The sequence below is a fragment of the Streptomyces regalis genome, assembly GCF_001509475.1.
In the GTDB taxonomy this organism is placed as follows: domain Bacteria; phylum Actinomycetota; class Actinomycetes; order Streptomycetales; family Streptomycetaceae; genus Streptomyces; species Streptomyces regalis.
Genome location: NZ_LLZG01000411.1, coordinates 90361 through 107179, shown reverse-complemented (window position 1 = coordinate 107179; position 16819 = coordinate 90361). Strand labels below are relative to the sequence as shown.

Genomic DNA, 16819 nt, shown 5'->3' with positions numbered 1-16819 from the left:
CCCCCACCCCCCACCCGCTAGCGGAAGTTGTTCCTCTGCCATGCGCCTGTACCTGCTCGCGCTCAATCCGACCGACTCCGTCACCGAGGGCTTCCTGCCCGCCGCGGCCCGGCTCGGACTGGACGTCACCGTCCTCACCGACCAGCCCGAGGCCCACCGCCGCGTCTACCCGGACGTCGAGATCCTGCAGTGCGACGTCCGTGACTTCCGAGCCGTGATCACCCGGATCTCGACGCACCACCGGCCCGACGCCGTCCTCACCAACAGCGACCACCTGCAGACCCAGGCCGCCCTGGCCGCCGCCTACTTCGACCTCCCCGGCAAGGACTGGCGGGCCACCCTGCGCTGCAAGGACAAGGCCGAGATGCGCCGCCGGCTCGCCGCGGCCGGCGTGGACACCGTGTGGTCGGCCGAGCTGACCGAACCGGTCGCGCCCGACGGCGCGCCGTACCCCTGTGTGGTCAAGCCGCGTGAGGGCGTGGCCAGCGAGGACGTCGTCCTCGTCGACGGCCCCGAAGAACTGGTGACGCGCACCAAGGAGATCCTGGAGCGCCGCCCGGGTGCCGTCCTGGTCGTCGAGGAGTACCTCCCGGGCGACCTGTTCACCCTGGAGACCCTCGGCGACGGCAGCGTCCGCCATGTGCTGGGCGGCTTCCACACCGAGCTGTCGCCGCCGCCGTACTTCATCGAGGAACGGCTCACCTTCGTCCCCGCCCACCCGCAGCCGGTCGTCGAGCAGGTCCTGGCGCAACTCGACGCGCTGGGCGTCGGGTTCGGGGCCTGTCACACCGAGTTCGTGGTGCACGACGGGCGGGCGCGGATCATCGAGGTCAACTACCGTGCCATCGGCGACCAGTGCGATCTGCTGCTGGCCCGGCTGCTGGAGATCCCGCTCTTCGAGCACATCCTGCACACCCATCTGGGCGAGCGCCTCCCGGCCGACCTGGGCGCCCGCCGCGACGGCGCGGCTCGCCTGGAGTACCCGTGCGCCGACCGCGCCGGCACCCTGATCGGCGCCCCCGAGGCCACGGACCTCGACGTCGACGGCGTGCACCTGACATACCGTCCCCTGCGTGCGGTGGGCGACCGGCACGAGCTGTACGGGACCAACCGTGACTACCTCGGCGTCCTGCGGGCCACCGGCACCGACCAGCCGACCGTGGACCGGGTGGTGGCCGACTTCCTGGCCGAGCGGCACTGGGAGATCCAGCCGTGACGGCGCCGCCCCTGACGGACACCTGCGAGGCGGAGCTGCTGACGCGGGTGCTCAGCGCCCTGCTGCGCGAGGACGTGGTCGGGCTGCGCACGCAGGGCACGCTGACGCAGCGGCCGGACGGCCCCTGGATACGGCTGGCCGCCGGAAGCGACGACGCCCTGCTGCTGCCCGTCGCCGAGGACGGCTACCAGTGCGAGTACGTTGCCCGGCTGCCGCTCCTCCTGCGCGAGTCGGACGGTGCCGAGCTGACGTCGTACGACGCCGTGCTGAGCGCGCTGCGTGCGCTGGCCGAGCCGGAGGACCAGGGCGGCTTCGACGCGTTCGCCGAGGAGTGCCGGCAGACGCTGGAAACGATGCGGCTGCACGCCGCGACGCGGACGGAGGTCGTGGACAAGCTCGGGAACTGGACCGGCCTCGGCGGCACCCTGACGTACGAGACCCTCGCCGCCCGCATCGACCATCCTGTCTATCCGACCGCGCGCAGCCGCTCCGGGCTGACGGAGGAGCAACTGCGCGCGTACGCCCCGGAGTTCCATCCGCGTTTCGCGCTGCGGTGGCTCGCCGTGCCCCGGGAGTCGGTCACCCTGGCCGGTGCCCTCCCGCAGTCCTGGCCCACGCCCGCGACGCTCGGTCTGCCCGAGGTGCGGGACACCCATGTGGCCCTGCCCGTCCATCCGTTGACCGTCGAGGCCCTGACGGCTGCCGGTCTCCCGGACGGCGCGATGCTCGCCGACCGCGCCCACCTGGACGTCGTACCGACCCTGTCGATGCGTACCGTCGCCACCGTCGCGGATCCCTCCCTGCACCTCAAACTCCCCCTGGCGACCGCGACGTTGGGCCTGCGCAACAAGCGGACGATCAAGCCGGGCACGCTGGTCGACGGCGCCGCGGGGCAGCGGCTTGTGGAAGCGGTGATCGCCCGGGAGCCCCGCTTCCGGGACACGATCCTGCACGCCGACGAGACGACGTACGCGCACGCCGGTCACGAGCTGCTGGCGGTGCTGTGCCGCCGCTACCCGGCCGGGCTCGACGACTCGGTGGTCGTACCGCTGGCGGCCCTGCTCGCCGAGGCGCCCGACGGGCAGCCGGTCGTCGGCCACCTCGCCGACCGCTTCTACGGCGGCGACCCGCTCGCCCTGCTGGACGCCCTCCTGACGCTGCTGTTCGACTGGCAGACCACGCTGTTCGGGTACGGCATCGCGCTGGAGTCGCACCAGCAGAACGTCTCTGTGGTGCTGCGCCCGGGGGATCTGCGGCTGCTGTTCAAGGACAACGACGGCCCGCGCATCAACACCGAGCGACTCGACGCCGTGCTCCCCGGGCCCTGGGGCTTCGACGACGCGCGGACCTTCTGTACGGACGACGGGCCGGTCGCCGACGTGTTCGCCACCATCACCGTCCATCTGTGCGCGGGGTCCTACGCGTTCGGGCTCACCGAGCACCGCCTGGCCCTGCTCGACCTCATCCGTGACCGGCTGACGCAGGCGGTGGACCGGCTCGGCGACGACGCCGGGGCCGTCCTGCGCGCCCGTGTGCTGGACGCGGCGCGGCTGCCGGTGAAGGCGATGGTGACGGCCGGGACACTGCTGTCCAAGGAGCGTTCGGGCGCCGCCGACGTCAACAAGCACTACACGACCGGCCCCAACTACCTTCTGCCCGGCGGTGGTTCGGCATGACCGTGCAGACTCTGCGCATGCCGCGCACCGGGTTCGGACGCGGGCACGTGCAAGCGGTGGCCGGCTGCTACTTCGTGGCGTCGTTCGCAGCGCTCGGCCTGCCGCCGTATCTCACCGAGATCCTGCCGGAGCTGGGCGACCACGGCGCCCGCTGGGCGGGCGTGCTCTACATCGTGCCGACCGTGTTCGGTGCGCTCGGCGCCCCGCTGTGGGGACGGCTCGCGGACCGGTTCGGCCGCAAACGGCTGTTGCTGCGCGCCCAGTTGGGACTCGCCGTGTCCTTCCTGCTCGCGGGCTGGGCGGACTCGCTGGCCACGTTCACGGTGGCGCTGGTGCTCCAGGGCATCCTGGGCGGCACGTTCGCCGCGTCCAACGGCTATCTGGGCGCCGCTCTGGAGGGCCCGGCGCTGTCCAGGGCGCTCACGCTGATGCAGGGAAGCGCCCGGGCCGCGCTGGTGGTCGCGCCGATCGTGGTCGGCTCGCTGTCCGGCTGGCTCTCCCCGCACCGGCAGTACGCCCTGCTCGCCGTGCTGCCGCTCACGGCCGCCCTGTTGCTCGCGGCGCTGCCCGAACCCGAGCCCGTCGAGCAGCGTGAAACCAAGCGCGAGACAGCCGGCGACACGCCTCCGGTGGTCTCGCTCAGAACGCTGTACGCGCTGGAGTTCGCCTTCGTGTTCTCCACCGTCATCTCCTTCCCCTATCTGATCGCGCTCGTCGACGACCGGCTCCCGGGAACCTCCCCGGCGCTGTCCGGTGTGCTGTTCGCCCTGCCCCACCTGGTCTATCTGGTGGCGGCGCTGGCGGTGCACGCCGCGTTCCGCAGCCGCCCGCGGGCCGGGATCGCGCTCGGCTTCGCCTGTATCGCGCTCGGGCTCGCCGGGCACGGGGTCGCCGATTCCCTGACCACACTGATCGCCGTACGGCTGCTGCTCGGCGCGGGGCTCACCCTCGGTCTGGTGTGTCTGTCGGTGCTGGCCGCCGACTGCGCCAGGGGCCGTGCGCCGGGCGGGATGTTCGGCACGCTGGAGTTCTTCTCCAAGGCCGGCGCGGTCGCCGCCGGCGTGGCCGCGGCCGCGGGCAGCGCCCGCTTCGGACCGGCCGCACCCGTGCTGATCGGCGGCGCCGCTGCAGCCGTCACCGTCGTCGCGGCTGCCTTGCCCTCCCTGTTCCCCACACTGCACCACCGCACCCGCCGGAGCCGCTGATGCCCTCCCTGACCGACTCCCTCGGGAGCTCTCCCAAGCTCTCGACGCCCCTCGAACAGGGCGGTACTCCCGTCGCCCCCGCCGATTTGCCCACCGCGGACGAAGCGGTGGCCCACACCCTGCTCAACTGTCTGCTGCGCGAGGTGTCCGGCCCCGAACACCAGACGGTCGTCACGGACGGCAATCTGCTGTTGCGCCTGCCCCGCCGCGGGGCCCTCCTGCGTGTCGCCCTGCGCCGGTCCTCACTCCTCGGGGCGCACCGGTTCACCGGCCCGGTGAGCGAACAGCGCGACGGCGACTGGGCGGAGGTGGACTGGCGGCGTCTCGCCGCGTACACGCACGACGAGCTGTCGCTGCGTACGGGCGTGCGCAACGAGGAGTTCCTGGAGCAGATCGCCTCCAGCCACGAGGCCGTGGCGACTTCGCTGGCCGGCAGGCGAGCGGCTTCGCCCTCGGACGCCCGGCTCGCCCCTCTCGCGGCCTATCTCGCCTCCGAGCAGTCCCTCCTGTTCGGCCACCGCTTCCACCCCACGCCCAAGGCCCGCACCGGCGACCCGCGCGCCTGGTCCGCGTACGCCCCCGAGGTCGGGGCCGCCTTCCCGCTGCGCCACCTCGCCGTGCGCGCCGACCTGATCGCCGAGGAGTACGTCGAGCCCTCGGCCGTCGCTCCGCTGGACCGGCAGCGCACGGACGTCCCCGAGGGCTACCGTCTGCTGCCCGCCCACCCCTGGCAGTACGAGACGCTCCGCGAGCACCCGTTGCTGCGCGCGGCCCTCGACCGCGGCGACGTCCTCGACCTCGGCCCGGGCGGACAGCCCTTCGCCGCGACCGCATCGGTGCGCACCTTGTACGACGGCGAGACGTTCCTGAAGTTCAGCCTGAACGTGCGGATCACCAACTGCCTGCGCAAGAACAGCACTTACGAGCTGTCGGGCGCCGTCGCCCTCACCCGCGTCCTGGCCCCGGCGCTGGCCGACCTGGCCGAGCGCTTCCCCGGCAGCGCGGTGCTCCGCGAGCCCGCCTACCGTACGCTCGCCCTGGCCGGCCCGGACGGCACGCCGGACCGCGCACTGTTCGAGGGCTTCGGCGTCATCGTCCGCGAAGGCCTGCCGCAGCGCCTCGCACCGGGCACCACTCCCCTGCTGGCGGCGGCGGTGGCCGACGAGTACCCGACCGGCGCTGCGCACATCTCCCGCCTCCTTCAGGGCGCGGACGCCCGCACCGCCCTCGACTGGTGGTCGGCCTACCTCGACCTGCTCGTCCCGCCGGTCATGTCCGCCTACTTCGACCACGGCCTCGTCCTGGAACCGCACCTGCAGAACGTCCTGATCTGCGTCGACGGCGACGGCATGCCCGCCCAGGTCCTCTTCCGCGACCTGGAGGGCACCAAGCTCGTCCCCGACCACCACGAGGACACCCTCGCCGCGCTGCCGCCCGAGGTCGCGGCTCCGATGACATACGACGCACAGCGCGGCTGGGACCGGGTCGTCTACTGCCTGCTGGTCAACCACATCGCCGAGCTGCTCGCCGCGCTCGCCGACCTGCACCCGCAGGTGGAGGCGGCGCTGTGGGCGCGGGTGCGGGAAACTCTCCGCACATATGCCGACCGGGACGGCTGCCCGCCCCGGCTCGCCGCCCTGCTGGCCGGGGTGCCGCTGCCCGCCAAGGCCAACCTGCTCACCCGCTGGGAGCGCAAGGCCGACCGTGAGGCCGGTTACGTCCGGTTGCCGTCCCCCCTCGCCGAGGACATCCTGCGCGACACGAGCGGAAGTGCTGCCCGATGACCGAGCCCACACCCGCGGTCCGCGACCGCGTCCTGTCCCTGCCGTCCGGCGAACTTCCCGCCTACGTCTACGACTTGACGGCCCTGCGCACGCACGCCGCCGCCGTGCGGGAGGCCCTGCCCGAGCGGGTCGAGCTGTACTACGCCGCCAAGGCCAACCCGGAGCCGGAGATCCTCGCCGCGCTCGGTCCGTACGTCGACGGCTACGAGGTCTCCTCCGGCGGCGAACTCGCCCATGTCGCGGGGGCGGTGCCGGGCCGCCCGCTCGCCTTCGGCGGCCCCGGCAAGACGCCGGACGAGGTGACGGCCGCGCTGGAGACGGGAGTCGAGCGCTTCCACGTCGAGAGCGCGTACGAGCTGCGCATGCTGGCCGAGTTGGCCCGGACGTACGCTCCGGGTCGCCGGGTGGCGGTGCTGCTCCGGGTCAACCTGCCGGTGGCGGACGGGTCGTTGGCGGGCAGCTCGCTGGCCATGGGCGGGCGTCCGACACCGTTCGGTATGGACCCGGCCCAGGCCGTCGAGGCCGTACGTGCCCTCACCGACGGGACGTATCCGAACCTCGAACTGCGCGGCATCCACGCCCACTTGGCCAGCGGCCTGGAGGCGGCCGAGCAGGTCGCGGTCGCGGAGTCGATCGTGACCTGGGCGACCGGCTTGGGCGTGCCGCTCGCCGAGGTGAACGTCGGCGGCGGCATGCACGTCGACTACGCCGACCCGGAGCGCCGCTTCGACTGGGCCGCGTACGGCAAGGGGCTCGCCCGGCTGAGCGAGGAGCACCCGGAGCTGACGCTGCGCATCGAACCGGGCCGGGCGCTGACGGCGTACTGCGGCTGGTACGCCACCGAAGTACTGGACGTGAAGCGCAGTCACGGCGAGGAGTTCGGCGTCGTGCGGGGCGGCACGCATCATCTGCGGACCCCGGCGACCAAGGGACACGACCAGCCCGCTGCCGTACTGCCGGTGGACACCTGGCCGCATCCGTGGCCGCGCCCTGCCGCCGAGGGCGAGCGGGTCACCCTGGCCGGCCAGCTGTGCACACCGAAGGACGTGCTGGCCCGCCATGTGCCCGCGTCCGGGCTCAGGGCCGGGGACCGGGTGGCGTTCTCGCTGGCGGGGGCCTACGCCTGGAACATCTCCCACCACGACTTCCTGATGCACCCCAGGCCGGGCTTCCATTTCCTGAGCGCCGCAGGGTAGTCGGCACGTCACTCTCCGCACGCACGAAGGGCCGCCCGGCGAGATCCGGGCGGCCCTTGCTGTGGGACGGTGACCTGGGACGGTGACCTAGGGGAGCTGCTTCAGGCCGTTGAGGTGGTTGAGGTGGCCCAGGTGCTGAGAGAGCCGCGGGACCCGCTGCTTGTGCTCCTCGGGGATGCCGGTCGTGGCGAGCGAGTCGAGCGTGGCGACCGGGTTCAGCGAGCCGGCCTGGGGGGCGGTCGCCTTGGGGGCGTTCACGTCGGCCGCGTTCGCCATCGGCACGGTGAGTCCGGTGATTCCGGCGGCCAGACCAACGGCGGCGACGATACGTCGTGTTGAGATCATGCTTTCTGCAACGCGGCGACCCGGCGCCGGACACGGCCGCCCGGCGCCGCTCACTCGTCAGGCGCACCGCTTCGGCTGCGCTTGCCGAGTCCGCCGGGGCAGAGGAGCCTCGGAGGAGAGGCTTTCGCGGTCCGCACCTCGCCCTGCCGCGGGCCTCGGAGGAGGTCACCATGGGCACAGCCACAAGCCCCTCGTTCGACACCGAAACACTGCGCCGGGGCATAGAGGGACAGACCCCGGACACGCTGCTGTCGCTGTACACGGACGACGCGGAGCTACGCGTCGTGAACCGCAACACCCAGCCGAGCCACCCCAAGGTTCTGCACGGCCGAGGCGAGATCGCCGACATGCTGAGCGACGTCTACAGCCGCGACATGACGCACAAGCTGGAGGGATGCGTGATCCAGGGTGACCGCGCGGCCTACAGCGAGTCCTGTGAGTACGCGGACGGGGTCCGTGTCCTGTCCGAGTCGATGGTCACGCTGCGCGACGGCAAGATCTCCCAGCAGATCCTGATCGAGGCATGGGACGAGTAGGAGACGAGCAGGAAGGGACGTAAGGTCCAGGTCGGTTCGTGACCGACCCGGACCTTCTCGGCGTGCGGAGACAGTGGTGGTCCCGGGCAGGCCCAACTCCCGCCAGGTGTCCGGCGATTCGGTGTCGGGATCGACGTTGGTCGGCGTCCGGCTGTGTCGCGGCCTTCGTCCGCACCGCCAACGCGGTCTACGACATGCCCGAGGGACGCCCCGTGTGGAAGATCCTCCCGATCCGGCTCACGGTGACCGTCGCGCTGATCGTCGTGTTCACCGGCGCCCTGGCCCGCCAGGTCGGCTCCACGCTGGGCATCGGGGACACGGCCCTGACGGTCTGGGACATCGCCAAGCGGCCCGTCCTGGTGGCCACCATGATCGCGATCCTGTACTGGGCGACTCCCGACGTCAGGGTGCGCGGCTTCAGGTGGATCACTCCGGGCAGCTTCCTCGCCCTGCTGATCTGGATGATCGCCTCCGCGGGCTTCGCGTTCCACGTCGCCGACTTCGCCTCGTACAACTGCGGGTGCCGCGCGGCGGTATGTAGGGCTGACCCAGAGCCAGACCAGGAAGACGATCACGCACGCCATGGTGCCGTAAGTCTTGCTGTGCCGGGGGGCCGCCTCCGTTAGGGTTGGCCGTGGGCCGTGACTGGCGCTGAGGTGGAGCACCACCGGGGAGCGGCCCCTGACGAAGTCGACGCTGAGTCGATGCCGTGCGCCTGGGCGAACCGGACAACAAGCCCAGGAGTGGATCATGTCTCAGGCCCGGCTCATGGACGGCACCGCGCTCGCCCGGCGGATCGTCGACGAGGCCGCGAAGAAGGCGGCCGACCTCACCGAACGCACCGGCACCGCGCCCTGCCTCGCGACCGTGCTGGTCGGCGAGGACCCCGCGTCCGTGACGTACGTCCGCATGAAGCAGAACCGCTGCCGCAAGGCCGGCATCACCTCACGCCACGTGCCGCTGCCCGCCGACACCACCACGGAACAGCTCGTCGGCACCCTGCGCGACCTGTCGGCCGACCCCGCCGTGCACGGCATCCTGCTCCAGCACCCGATGGGCCCGCACATCGACGAGCGGGCGGCGTTCGAGGCGATCGCGCCGGAGAAGGACGTCGACGGTGTCACCTTCGCCTCGTTCGCGACGATGAGCTTCGGGCTGCCGGGGTTCGTGTCGTGCACGCCCGGCGGGATCATGCGGCTGCTCGACGAGTACGGCGTCGACCCGGCCGGCAGGCGTGCCGTGGTCGTCGGCCGCAGCGCGATCCTCGGCAAGCCGGCCGGCATGCTGCTCCTGGCCCGCGATGCGACGGTGACGTACTGCCACTCCCGTACGGCGGATCTGTCCGCGGCCGTCCGTGAGGCGGACATCGTGGTCGCCGCCGTGGGCCGGCCGCGGCTGATCCGCGGCCAGGACATCAAGCCCGGCGCTGTCGTGATCGACGCCGGCTACAACGCGGGGAACGTCGGCGACGTCGACTTCGACTCCGCCGTCGAGCGGGCCTCGCTCATCACTCCGGTGCCGGGCGGCGTCGGTCCGATGACCATCGCCACGCTGCTGGAGCAGACCGTGGACGCGGCCGCCCGGCAGCTCGGGGTGTGATGGCTCCGGATCAGCGCATCCAGGCGCGGTACGACATCACGTCGCCTGCCTTGACGCCGTACTCCGGTTCCGCCTTCGTGTAGGTGGTCTCCAGGCCGAGCACGGCACCGGTGGCCGGGTCCATGATCAGCATGCGGCGGGCGCCGGGCCCCTCGTACACGTACGCCTGTCCGCGCCGCCCGAGCCGGTCCGTCAGCTGACCGACGGGCTTGAGCCCCTCGGTGTCCGCGAGGAGCCGCGCGAGCGTCGCCGACTCGCGGGCGCCGAGGGTCCAGGTGTCGAGGAGCGAGGCGACGGCGTCAAGGAGCTCGCCGGTGTTCAGCGCGGTCCTGCTGTACGCGGCCTCCTGCAGGTAGGCACGCAGACGGGCGGTGCCGGTCGGAGGCGGCGACTGCGGCGGGGCGTCGCTCCAACTGGGCGGGTAGGTCTGCCTGCTGAGGACATGGCCGTCCTCGACGAGTTCCCCTTCGCCGCCGAGGACCGGCCGGCCCGGGTGCCGCGGGTCGGTCGCCACGACGAGTTCCGTGTGGCTGTCGTCGGCGTTCCAGCGCACGATGCGCTCCTCGGGAAGCGTGATCGGCGGCTTGTCGTCGCTCATGCCCATGCTCCACGACTGCACATGCGTGCCCTTGCGGAGCTTCGGCGCACCGTCGGCCGCGGTCTCCTGCGCCCGATCGGCCAGGGTTTTCAGGGATACGGGGGTGGAGTCGGCCTGCACGAGCAGCGGGCGGGGTGCGGCCACCGCGGGGGCGGTCGTCTGGCCGGTGAACAGCAGAGCCGACACGAGCGCGGCGACGACGGCCGCGGCTGCCAGGCCCCAGAGCAGCCGCGGGCGACGGGAGGGCCGCTCCCGCATCAGCCGGTCGAGCTGCCGCTCGGCGTGGTGGTCGAGGGGGCCGTCGCCGAAGTGGGGGGCGTCGACCGGTACCGGGTTGGCACGGCGCAGAAGTTCGAGTTCGTCAGCCATGGCTTCGTTCCTTGGACACGGTCGGCGGGCAGATACGGTCGATCTCGGCGCTCAGCCGGCGCCGGGCCCGGTGCAGCCGCATGGCCGCGGCCCGCCTGCCGCAGCCGAGGGCCACGGCGACCTCCTCGACGCCCAGTTCCTCCCACGCCGTCAGCCGCAGCACCTCCTGGTCGGCCGGGGACAGCCGGTTCAGCGCCTCGTGCACCCAGGCGCCCGGCGCCTCCGTGTCGGGGCTGGCCACGATGTGCCGGCCGTGCGCGGTCTCGTCGTTGCCGAGCCGGTCGACCAGGCGACGGCGTCGCCCGTAGCCGCGTACCGCGTTCGCCAGGCAGTTGCGTGCCACGCCGTACAGCCAGGGCAGCGGCGAGGCCGGGAGGTCGGCCCGGCGTCGCCAGGCGACGGTGAACACCTCCGCCACCACTTCCTCGACCTCAGTCATGCGCCCGTCCAGTCGCCGCGCGACATAGCGGCTGACCGCCCAGTAGTGCTCGCGATAGGCAGCGGCGAAGATCTCGTCGTTGCTCATGTTCCGTTCGTGTCCGGCACTCGCCGGATCGTCACACCCGTTTCCGTGATTCTCGTCGCGTCCCTCGAGTGTGACGTCCGGGCGGGGCGCGGACACAGGCGGGGCGTGAAGAGGATCAGAAACATCAAGAGCGTCAAAGCCGTCCAGTGGCTGACCACCACTGATCACAAAACGATCGGAACGCTCTATTTGGTCACGTCGTTCGCGTTCTTCTGCCTGGGTGGCGTGATGGCGCTGTTCATGCGCGCCGAGCTGGCCCGTCCGGGCCTGCAGATCATGTCGAACGAGCAGTTCAACCAGGCGTTCACGATGCACGGCACGATCATGCTGCTGATGTTCGCGACGCCGCTGTTCGATCATGCCGCTGCAGATCGGCGCGCCGGACGTGGCGTTCCCCCGGCTGAACATGTTCGCCTACTGGCTGTACCTGTTCGGCTCGCTCATCGCGGTCGGCGGCTTCCTCACGCCGGAGGGTGCGGCGGACTTCGGCTGGTTCGCCTACGCTCCGCTGTCCGATGCCGTCCGCAGCCCCGGTGTGGGCGCCGACATGTGGATCATGGGGCTGGCGCTCTCCGGCTTCGGCACGATCCTCGGCTCGGTCAATTTCATCACCACGATCATCTGCATGCGCGCCCCCGGCATGACCATGTTCCGCATGCCGATCTTCACCTGGAACGTGCTGCTGACCGGTGTGTTGGTCCTGCTGGCCTTCCCCGTGCTGGCCGCGGCGCTGTTCGCGCTGGAGGCGGACCGCAAGTTCGGTGCGCACGTCTTCGACGCGGCCAACGGCGGAGCCCTGCTGTGGCAGCACCTCTTCTGGTTCTTCGGTCATCCGGAGGTGTACATCATCGCGCTGCCGTTCTTCGGCATCATTTCCGAAGTGATCCCGGTCTTCTCCCGCAAGCCGATGTTCGGCTACATGGGTCTGATCGCGGCGACCATCGCGATCGCGGGTCTGTCCGTGACGGTGTGGGCGCATCACATGTACGTCACCGGCGGTGTACTGCTGCCGTTCTTCTCCTTCATGACGTTCCTCATCGCCATACCGACAGGCGTGAAGTTCTTCAACTGGATCGGAACGATGTGGAACGGCTCGTTGAGCTTCGAAACACCCATGCTGTGGGCCACGGGATTCCTGGTCACCTTCGTCTTCGGCGGTCTGACCGGCGTCATGCTCGCCTCACCGCCGCTGGACTTCCCCACGTCCGACACCTATTTCGTCGTGGCGCACTTCCACTACGTCATCTTCGGCACGGTGGTGTTCGCGATGTTCGCCGGCTTCCACTTCTGGTGGCCGAAGTTCACCGGCAGGATGCTCGACGAGCGCCTCGGCAAGATGACCTTCTGGACACTGTTCATCGGCTTCCACGGCACCTTCCTGGTCCAGCACTGGCTCGGCGTGAACGGAATGCAGCGCCGCATTCCCGACTATCTGGCGGTGGAAGGACTCACGACACTCAACACCCTGTCGACCGTCTTCTCGTTCGTGCTGGGGGCGTCCCTTCTGCCGTTCTTCTACAACATCTGGAAGACCGCGAAATACGGCGCGAAGGTCGAGGCCGACGACCCGTGGGGCTATGGCCGCTCGCTGGAATGGGCGACTTCATGCCCTCCGCCGCCCCACAACTTCCTGACGCTCCCCCGGATCCGTTCCGAATCCCCGGCGTTCGACCTGCGTCACGCTCCCACACCGGAGAAGGAGTTGACGACTCCGTGAGCATCACGGACAAGTTCCTGAACGACGTAATACCTCGCACTCGCCCACGCCTCCTGGCAGCACACGGCGGCGCGTGCCGGAAGGCTGCGGGACGAGTACGAGGCGAGATACCGCGATCTGCGGCGCCGTCTGCTGGCCGGCTGGCTGCTGACCTGCGCCTTGGCCTTCGGTCTCCTTGTCGTGTGCCTCGCTTAGGACTGCGCTAGCTCACCGTCCACTTCTGGTTGCTCTGGCCGTTGCAGGACCAGAGCACCAGCTTCGTGCCGTTGGCCGTGGCCGCGCCGTACGCGTCGAGGCAGAGCCCCGCGTTGACGTTGGTGACAGTGCCGTCGCTGTTGATGTTCCACTTCTGGTTGTTCTGGCCGTTGCAGTCCCAGATGACGACCCGGGTGCCGTTGGTGGTGCCGCGGTTGTAGGCGTCGAGGCACTTGTTGCCGTAGACCACGAGTTCCTTGCGGGTGCTGTGGTACTGCCAGACCTGGTTCTGGCCGCCGCTGCAGTCCCACAGCTGGGCGTCGGTGCCGTTGGCGATGGTGTTGTCGTTGATGTCGGCGCAACGGCCGGACTGGGCGCCGGTGACGAGGGTGCCGTTCTTGCCCGGCAGCGGCCGTACGACGATGCCGTCGAGGGTCGGGGCGCCGGAGAAGGAGATCGTGTTGGTGCTGCCCTTGACGAGGGAGACGTTGACGGAGATGTTGCCGGCGCTCGAACCGGTCGGCGGGAAGGAGACCTTGGTGGGGGTCTGGCCGTTGACGGTGAGGGTGGCGGTCCGGGCGGTGGAGGTGTTGTTGGTGTAGGAGACGTCGACCGTCTTCAGACCGGCGCTTCCGGCGACCACCGAGGAGAAGCTCGACGTGCCGTCGTACGTGCTCGCGGACTGCTCGGTGCCGCCGGTGACCGTGAGCATCACGGAGCCGTTCGCCGGCACGCTGGTGGTGTAGCTCGTGCCGGTCGTGGCGACGTTCTGGCGGGCCCACAGGTCACGGACGGTCGCTGAGGCGGTCGTGAGGCCCAGGTCGGACCAGCGGACGGTCATGTTCTGCGTGGTCGACGTGCGGTTGAGGAGCACGACGGCACGGTTGCCGGTGCCGGCGAGGACCTTGCCGTACACCTGGAGACCGGAGGCGTCCTCGGCGACCTTCACGCCCTGGAGGCCACGCGGGTCCTGGTCGACGGCGATGACCTCGGGGTTGGTGAGGATGCTCGTCGACTCGGTGGTGAGGGTGGTGAGGTCGAGGCCGGCGAGCAGCGGGGCGCCGGAGATCGCCCACAGGTTCATGTGGGAGCGGCTCTGGGCGGCACTCAGGCTGTTCATCCCGACGACCATCATGTCGGGGTCGTTGTAGTAGCCGGTGTGCTGGGCCGTGGGGTGGATGTTGCGGTCGAAGGCAGTCAGGACGTTGCTGTATGACGGTGTGCCGCCGTGGAAGAAGATGTCCGTGTTCGTCCGCCACATCGGGCCCATGCCCGGGGCCCAGTTCCAGGGGTTGGAGTAGCCCCAGTTGCACAGGGAGAGGGCGAGCGGGCGGCCGGTCGTCGCGGTCGCCTTCGTCACGGCGTCGCTGATCGCCTGGTAGGTCGTCTTCGGGTCGAGGCCCTCGGCGTCACCGCCGCACCAGTCGACCTTCACGAAGTCGAAGCCCCACCGGGAGAAGGCCAGCATGTCCTGCTCGTAGTGGCCCTCGCTGCCGGATCCGGGCGCGGCGGGGCGGCCGGTCGGGAAGTAGTAGCCGCAGCCGTCCTTGCCGGCATCGGTGTAGATGCCGGCCTTCAGGCCCTTGCTGTGGATGTAGTCGGCGATGGCCTTCATGCCGCCCGGCCACTCGGCCTCGTCGACGGTGATGTTGCCGGAGCTGTCGCGGGTGCCCTGCCACCAGCCCTCGTCGATGTTGATGTACTCGTAGCCGGCCTCGGGCAGACCCGCGGCCACGAACGCGTCGACCTGCCGCTTGATGACGTTGTAGTCGACCTTCGCGGCGAAGGCGTTCCAGGACGCCCAGCCCATGGGGGCGGCGGACACCGGTATCTGACGAGTCGTCGCCGCTTGGGCCGGGGCGACCCCGGCGAACAGGAGCGCGGCCGTCGCGGTGAGCGCCAGGACGAGGGCGCGCGCGACGGTGGATCTGCAGCGGCGGACGAGACGAGGTCGGGGCGGGGGGTACATGCGGCTCCTTAGTGCGGGAGGTCACCAGTGCGGGAGGTCACCCAGCTTGTTCGATATCCCAAACAACAGTCGGAAAATCGAACACGTGGCGCTGAAAGTAGAGCCACGCGAGGGCGAAGTCAACGGATGGGACGGAGCTGAAGTGCCCCTCCCTCACGGCCCGTTCGCACTGCGCAGGGGACGCCGCCATACTGACCGACGTGCGCGTAGCCATCATGACGGCGGGCTCCCGGGGCGATGTGGCCCCCTACACCGGACTCGGGCACGCCCTGTCCCGGGCCGGACACGAGGTCACCCTGGTCACGCACGGCTGCTTCGAGCGGCTGGTCGCCGGGTCGGGCGTGCGCTTCCATCCGATGCCGCTGGATCCCCGGGCGGAACTGGAGTCGGCGCGCGGACGGAGTCTGCACCGGAGTGCGACCGGCATCGGCAAGCTGGTGCGCGTGGTGGGGATGGCACGGACCCTGGCCGGTCGGATGACGGACGACATGCTGGCCGCCGCCCGGTCCAGTGACCTCCTGCTCCTGGCGGGCTCCACCGCACCACTGGGGCAGGCCATCGCCGAGGGCCTGTCGCTGCCGAGCATCGAGGTCCCGCTGCAACCCCTCGCCCCCACCCGGGAGTTCGGTCCGCCGATGCTCGGGGGCCGCTCCTGGGGAGCCGTCGGGAACCGGGTCGCCGGGCACGGCGTGAGCCTGGCCATCGAGCGGGTCTTCTCGGCAGCCGTACCGGACGTGCGGGCGCGTCTGGGGCTCTCTCGCAGCAGGGCACGCGGCACGCGCAGGGGCCGTGTACTGCACGGTTTCAGCCCTCTGGTGGTGTCCCGGCCGCGCGACTGGCGGCCGGACCTGGAGGTGGCGGGTTACTGGTGGCCGTACGACGGTGAGGGCCAACTCCCGCCCGAGCTGCGGGACTTCCTGGACAGCGGTCCGCCGCCGGTCTTCGTGGGCCTGGGCAGCGCGACCGTGCCGGATCCGGCGCGGCTGAGTGCCGAGGTCGTGGGCGCCCTGCGCCGGGCCGGGCTGCGCGGGGTGATCCAGCGGGGCTGGGGTGGCCTCGAGGCCGCCGGGGACGACGTACTGACCATCGGTGAGGTGCCGCACTCCGCGCTGTTCCCGCGGTTGGCCGCCGTGGTCCACCACTGCGGGGCGGGCACGACCGCCGCCGGGCTGCGCGCCGGGGTGCCGGCCGTACCGGTGCCGATCCAGTTCGACGAGGGCTTCTGGGCCGGCCGTCTGGTCACCCTCGGCGTGGCACCCCGCGCTGTGCCGCTGCGGAACTTCACGGCCGAGGCGCTGGCAGCCGCCCTACGACAGGCGACCGGCGATCCGTCCTACGGCCGTCGCGCCCGGGCCCTGGCCGAGGCACTGCGCGCCGAGGACGGTGTGGCTCCTGTCCTCGATGCGGTGAACCGGCTCCAGGGCTGAGTCGAAGCGGAGCTGAATCGCTGTTCAGCTTCGTTCAGCAGGCGTTCAGCGACGGCATCGCATCCTGGAACCGCAGGTCGGACCACCCGAGAGGGCGGTCACGGCACAGGGAGTGGACATGAAGCACAAGGGCAAGTGGATCGCCGCAGGCGTGATCTCTGCCGCACTCATCGGCGGCGGCACCGGGCTCGCCGTGGCCACCGCCGGCGGGGACGACTCCGAGAAGCCCATCACGGGAAGCGCGCTCGAGAGGGCGAGCGCCGCCGCGCTGGAGCACACCGGCGGCGGCAAGGTCACGGACACCGAGGTCGGCGACGAGGACGGGTACTACGAGGTCGAGGTCACTCTCGGCAACGGCAGGCAGACGGACATCCACCTCGACAAGGACTTCAAGGTCATCAGCAGCTCGGCGGACAGCGAGAGCGAGAAGAACGACCAGGACTGACCGCCGAGGTCCAGCA

At 70.8% G+C, this 16819-nt stretch carries 13 protein-coding genes, 2 pseudogenes and 1 riboswitch; of the genes and pseudogenes, 11 read left to right on the top strand and 4 right to left on the bottom strand.

What is annotated here, in order from left to right:
* Positions 1-40: 40 nt before the first annotated feature.
* From ADL12_RS45920 to ADL12_RS45900, 5 genes are read left to right on the top strand one after another with little or no spacing between them, the layout of a single operon-like run.
* Positions 41-1216: an ATP-grasp domain-containing protein gene (locus ADL12_RS45920; protein WP_062714751.1), complete on the top strand. Its 1176-nt coding sequence runs from the start codon at positions 41-43 to the stop codon at positions 1214-1216.
* Complete coding sequence (locus ADL12_RS45915; protein WP_062714749.1) at positions 1213-2892, top strand: IucA/IucC family protein; 1680 nt, start codon at positions 1213-1215, stop codon at positions 2890-2892. Before ADL12_RS45920 ends, ADL12_RS45915 begins: the two co-directional genes overlap by 4 nt.
* Positions 2889-4097: an MFS transporter gene (locus ADL12_RS45910; protein ID WP_062714747.1), complete on the top strand. Its 1209-nt coding sequence runs from the start codon at positions 2889-2891 to the stop codon at positions 4095-4097. The genes ADL12_RS45915 and ADL12_RS45910 overlap by 4 nt, the downstream gene beginning before the upstream one ends.
* Positions 4097-5881 carry an IucA/IucC family protein gene (locus ADL12_RS45905; protein WP_079052644.1) on the top strand — a complete coding sequence of 595 codons (1785 nt, stop codon included), beginning with the start codon at positions 4097-4099 and terminating at the stop codon, positions 5879-5881. The genes ADL12_RS45910 and ADL12_RS45905 overlap by 1 nt, the downstream gene beginning before the upstream one ends.
* A complete protein-coding gene (locus tag ADL12_RS45900) occupies positions 5878-7077 on the top strand; it encodes a type III PLP-dependent enzyme (protein ID WP_062714745.1) in 1200 nt (399 codons plus the stop codon). Before ADL12_RS45905 ends, ADL12_RS45900 begins: the two co-directional genes overlap by 4 nt.
* Before the next feature lie 87 nt (positions 7078-7164).
* On the opposite strand, the gene ADL12_RS45895 is transcribed toward ADL12_RS45900, so the two are convergent.
* Entirely contained in the window at positions 7165-7422 is a 258-nt protein-coding gene (locus ADL12_RS45895; RefSeq protein ID WP_062714743.1) for a hypothetical protein, read from the bottom strand.
* Positions 7423-7592: 170 nt separating this feature from the next.
* Between ADL12_RS45895 and ADL12_RS45890 the strand changes: the two genes are divergently transcribed.
* The 3 genes and pseudogenes from ADL12_RS45890 (at position 7593) to ADL12_RS45880 (ending at position 9557) form a co-directional block, all read left to right on the top strand.
* Complete coding sequence (locus ADL12_RS45890; protein ID WP_062714742.1) at positions 7593-7958, top strand: nuclear transport factor 2 family protein; 366 nt, start codon at positions 7593-7595, stop codon at positions 7956-7958.
* Between the two features lie 137 nt (positions 7959-8095).
* Positions 8096-8473, top strand: a pseudogene (locus ADL12_RS45885) (YihY/virulence factor BrkB family protein); the annotation flags it as partial.
* Positions 8474-8589: 116 nt separating this feature from the next.
* Positions 8590-8686: riboswitch (ZMP/ZTP riboswitch) on the top strand.
* 22 nt (positions 8687-8708) lie between these two features.
* On the top strand, positions 8709-9557 hold the full coding sequence (locus ADL12_RS45880) for a bifunctional 5,10-methylenetetrahydrofolate dehydrogenase/5,10-methenyltetrahydrofolate cyclohydrolase (RefSeq protein ID WP_062714740.1): 849 nt from the start codon (positions 8709-8711) through the stop codon (positions 9555-9557).
* A 10-nt stretch (positions 9558-9567) separates the two neighbouring features.
* On the opposite strand, the gene ADL12_RS45875 is transcribed toward ADL12_RS45880, so the two are convergent.
* Positions 9568-10524, bottom strand: coding sequence for a CU044_5270 family protein (locus tag ADL12_RS45875; protein ID WP_062714738.1), 957 nt, complete (start codon positions 10522-10524; stop codon positions 9568-9570).
* Positions 10517-11050, bottom strand: a complete 534-nt coding sequence (locus ADL12_RS45870) for an RNA polymerase sigma factor (protein ID WP_062714939.1) — start codon at positions 11048-11050, stop codon at positions 10517-10519. Before ADL12_RS45870 ends, ADL12_RS45875 begins: the two co-directional genes overlap by 8 nt.
* A 114-nt stretch (positions 11051-11164) precedes the next feature.
* Between ADL12_RS45870 and ctaD the strand changes: the two are divergent.
* Positions 11165-12767: pseudogene (ctaD, locus tag ADL12_RS45865) on the top strand (aa3-type cytochrome oxidase subunit I).
* A gap of 202 nt (positions 12768-12969) precedes the next feature.
* On the opposite strand, the gene ADL12_RS45860 reads toward ctaD, so the two are convergent.
* The gene (locus ADL12_RS45860; RefSeq protein ID WP_079052643.1) at positions 12970-14931 is read right to left on the bottom strand and encodes a ricin-type beta-trefoil lectin domain protein; all 1962 of its coding nucleotides are present in this window, start codon (positions 14929-14931) and stop codon (positions 12970-12972) included.
* Positions 14932-15146: 215 nt separating this feature from the next.
* Here ADL12_RS45860 and ADL12_RS45850 point away from each other — a divergent pair, with 215 nt between their 5' ends.
* Entirely contained in the window at positions 15147-16358 is a 1212-nt protein-coding gene (locus ADL12_RS45850; protein WP_062714735.1) for a glycosyltransferase, read from the top strand.
* 118 nt (positions 16359-16476) lie between these two features.
* Complete coding sequence (locus ADL12_RS45845; protein WP_062714733.1) at positions 16477-16803, top strand: PepSY domain-containing protein; 327 nt, start codon at positions 16477-16479, stop codon at positions 16801-16803.
* Positions 16804-16819 lie beyond the last annotated feature (16 nt).

Excerpts from the sequence above, each read along its gene's own strand:
- ADL12_RS45920 (WP_062714751.1), top strand. The coding sequence starts at position 41 with ATGCGCCTGTACCTGCTCGCGCTCAATCCGACCGACTCCGTCACCGAG.
- ADL12_RS45910 (WP_062714747.1), top strand. The coding sequence starts at position 2,889 with ATGACCGTGCAGACTCTGCGCATGCCGCGCACCGGGTTCGGACGCGGG.
- ADL12_RS45905 (WP_079052644.1), top strand. The coding sequence starts at position 4,097 with ATGCCCTCCCTGACCGACTCCCTCGGGAGCTCTCCCAAGCTCTCGACG.
- ADL12_RS45900 (WP_062714745.1), top strand. The coding sequence starts at position 5,878 with ATGACCGAGCCCACACCCGCGGTCCGCGACCGCGTCCTGTCCCTGCCG.
- ADL12_RS45895 (WP_062714743.1), bottom strand. The coding sequence starts at position 7,422 with ATGATCTCAACACGACGTATCGTCGCCGCCGTTGGTCTGGCCGCCGGA.
- ADL12_RS45890 (WP_062714742.1), top strand. The coding sequence starts at position 7,593 with ATGGGCACAGCCACAAGCCCCTCGTTCGACACCGAAACACTGCGCCGG.
- ADL12_RS45880 (WP_062714740.1), top strand. The coding sequence starts at position 8,709 with ATGTCTCAGGCCCGGCTCATGGACGGCACCGCGCTCGCCCGGCGGATC.
- ADL12_RS45875 (WP_062714738.1), bottom strand. The coding sequence starts at position 10,524 with ATGGCTGACGAACTCGAACTTCTGCGCCGTGCCAACCCGGTACCGGTC.
- ADL12_RS45870 (WP_062714939.1), bottom strand. The coding sequence starts at position 11,050 with ATGAGCAACGACGAGATCTTCGCCGCTGCCTATCGCGAGCACTACTGG.
- ADL12_RS45860 (WP_079052643.1), bottom strand. The coding sequence starts at position 14,931 with ATGTACCCCCCGCCCCGACCTCGTCTCGTCCGCCGCTGCAGATCCACC.
- ADL12_RS45850 (WP_062714735.1), top strand. The coding sequence starts at position 15,147 with ATGACGGCGGGCTCCCGGGGCGATGTGGCCCCCTACACCGGACTCGGG.
- ADL12_RS45845 (WP_062714733.1), top strand. The coding sequence starts at position 16,477 with ATGAAGCACAAGGGCAAGTGGATCGCCGCAGGCGTGATCTCTGCCGCA.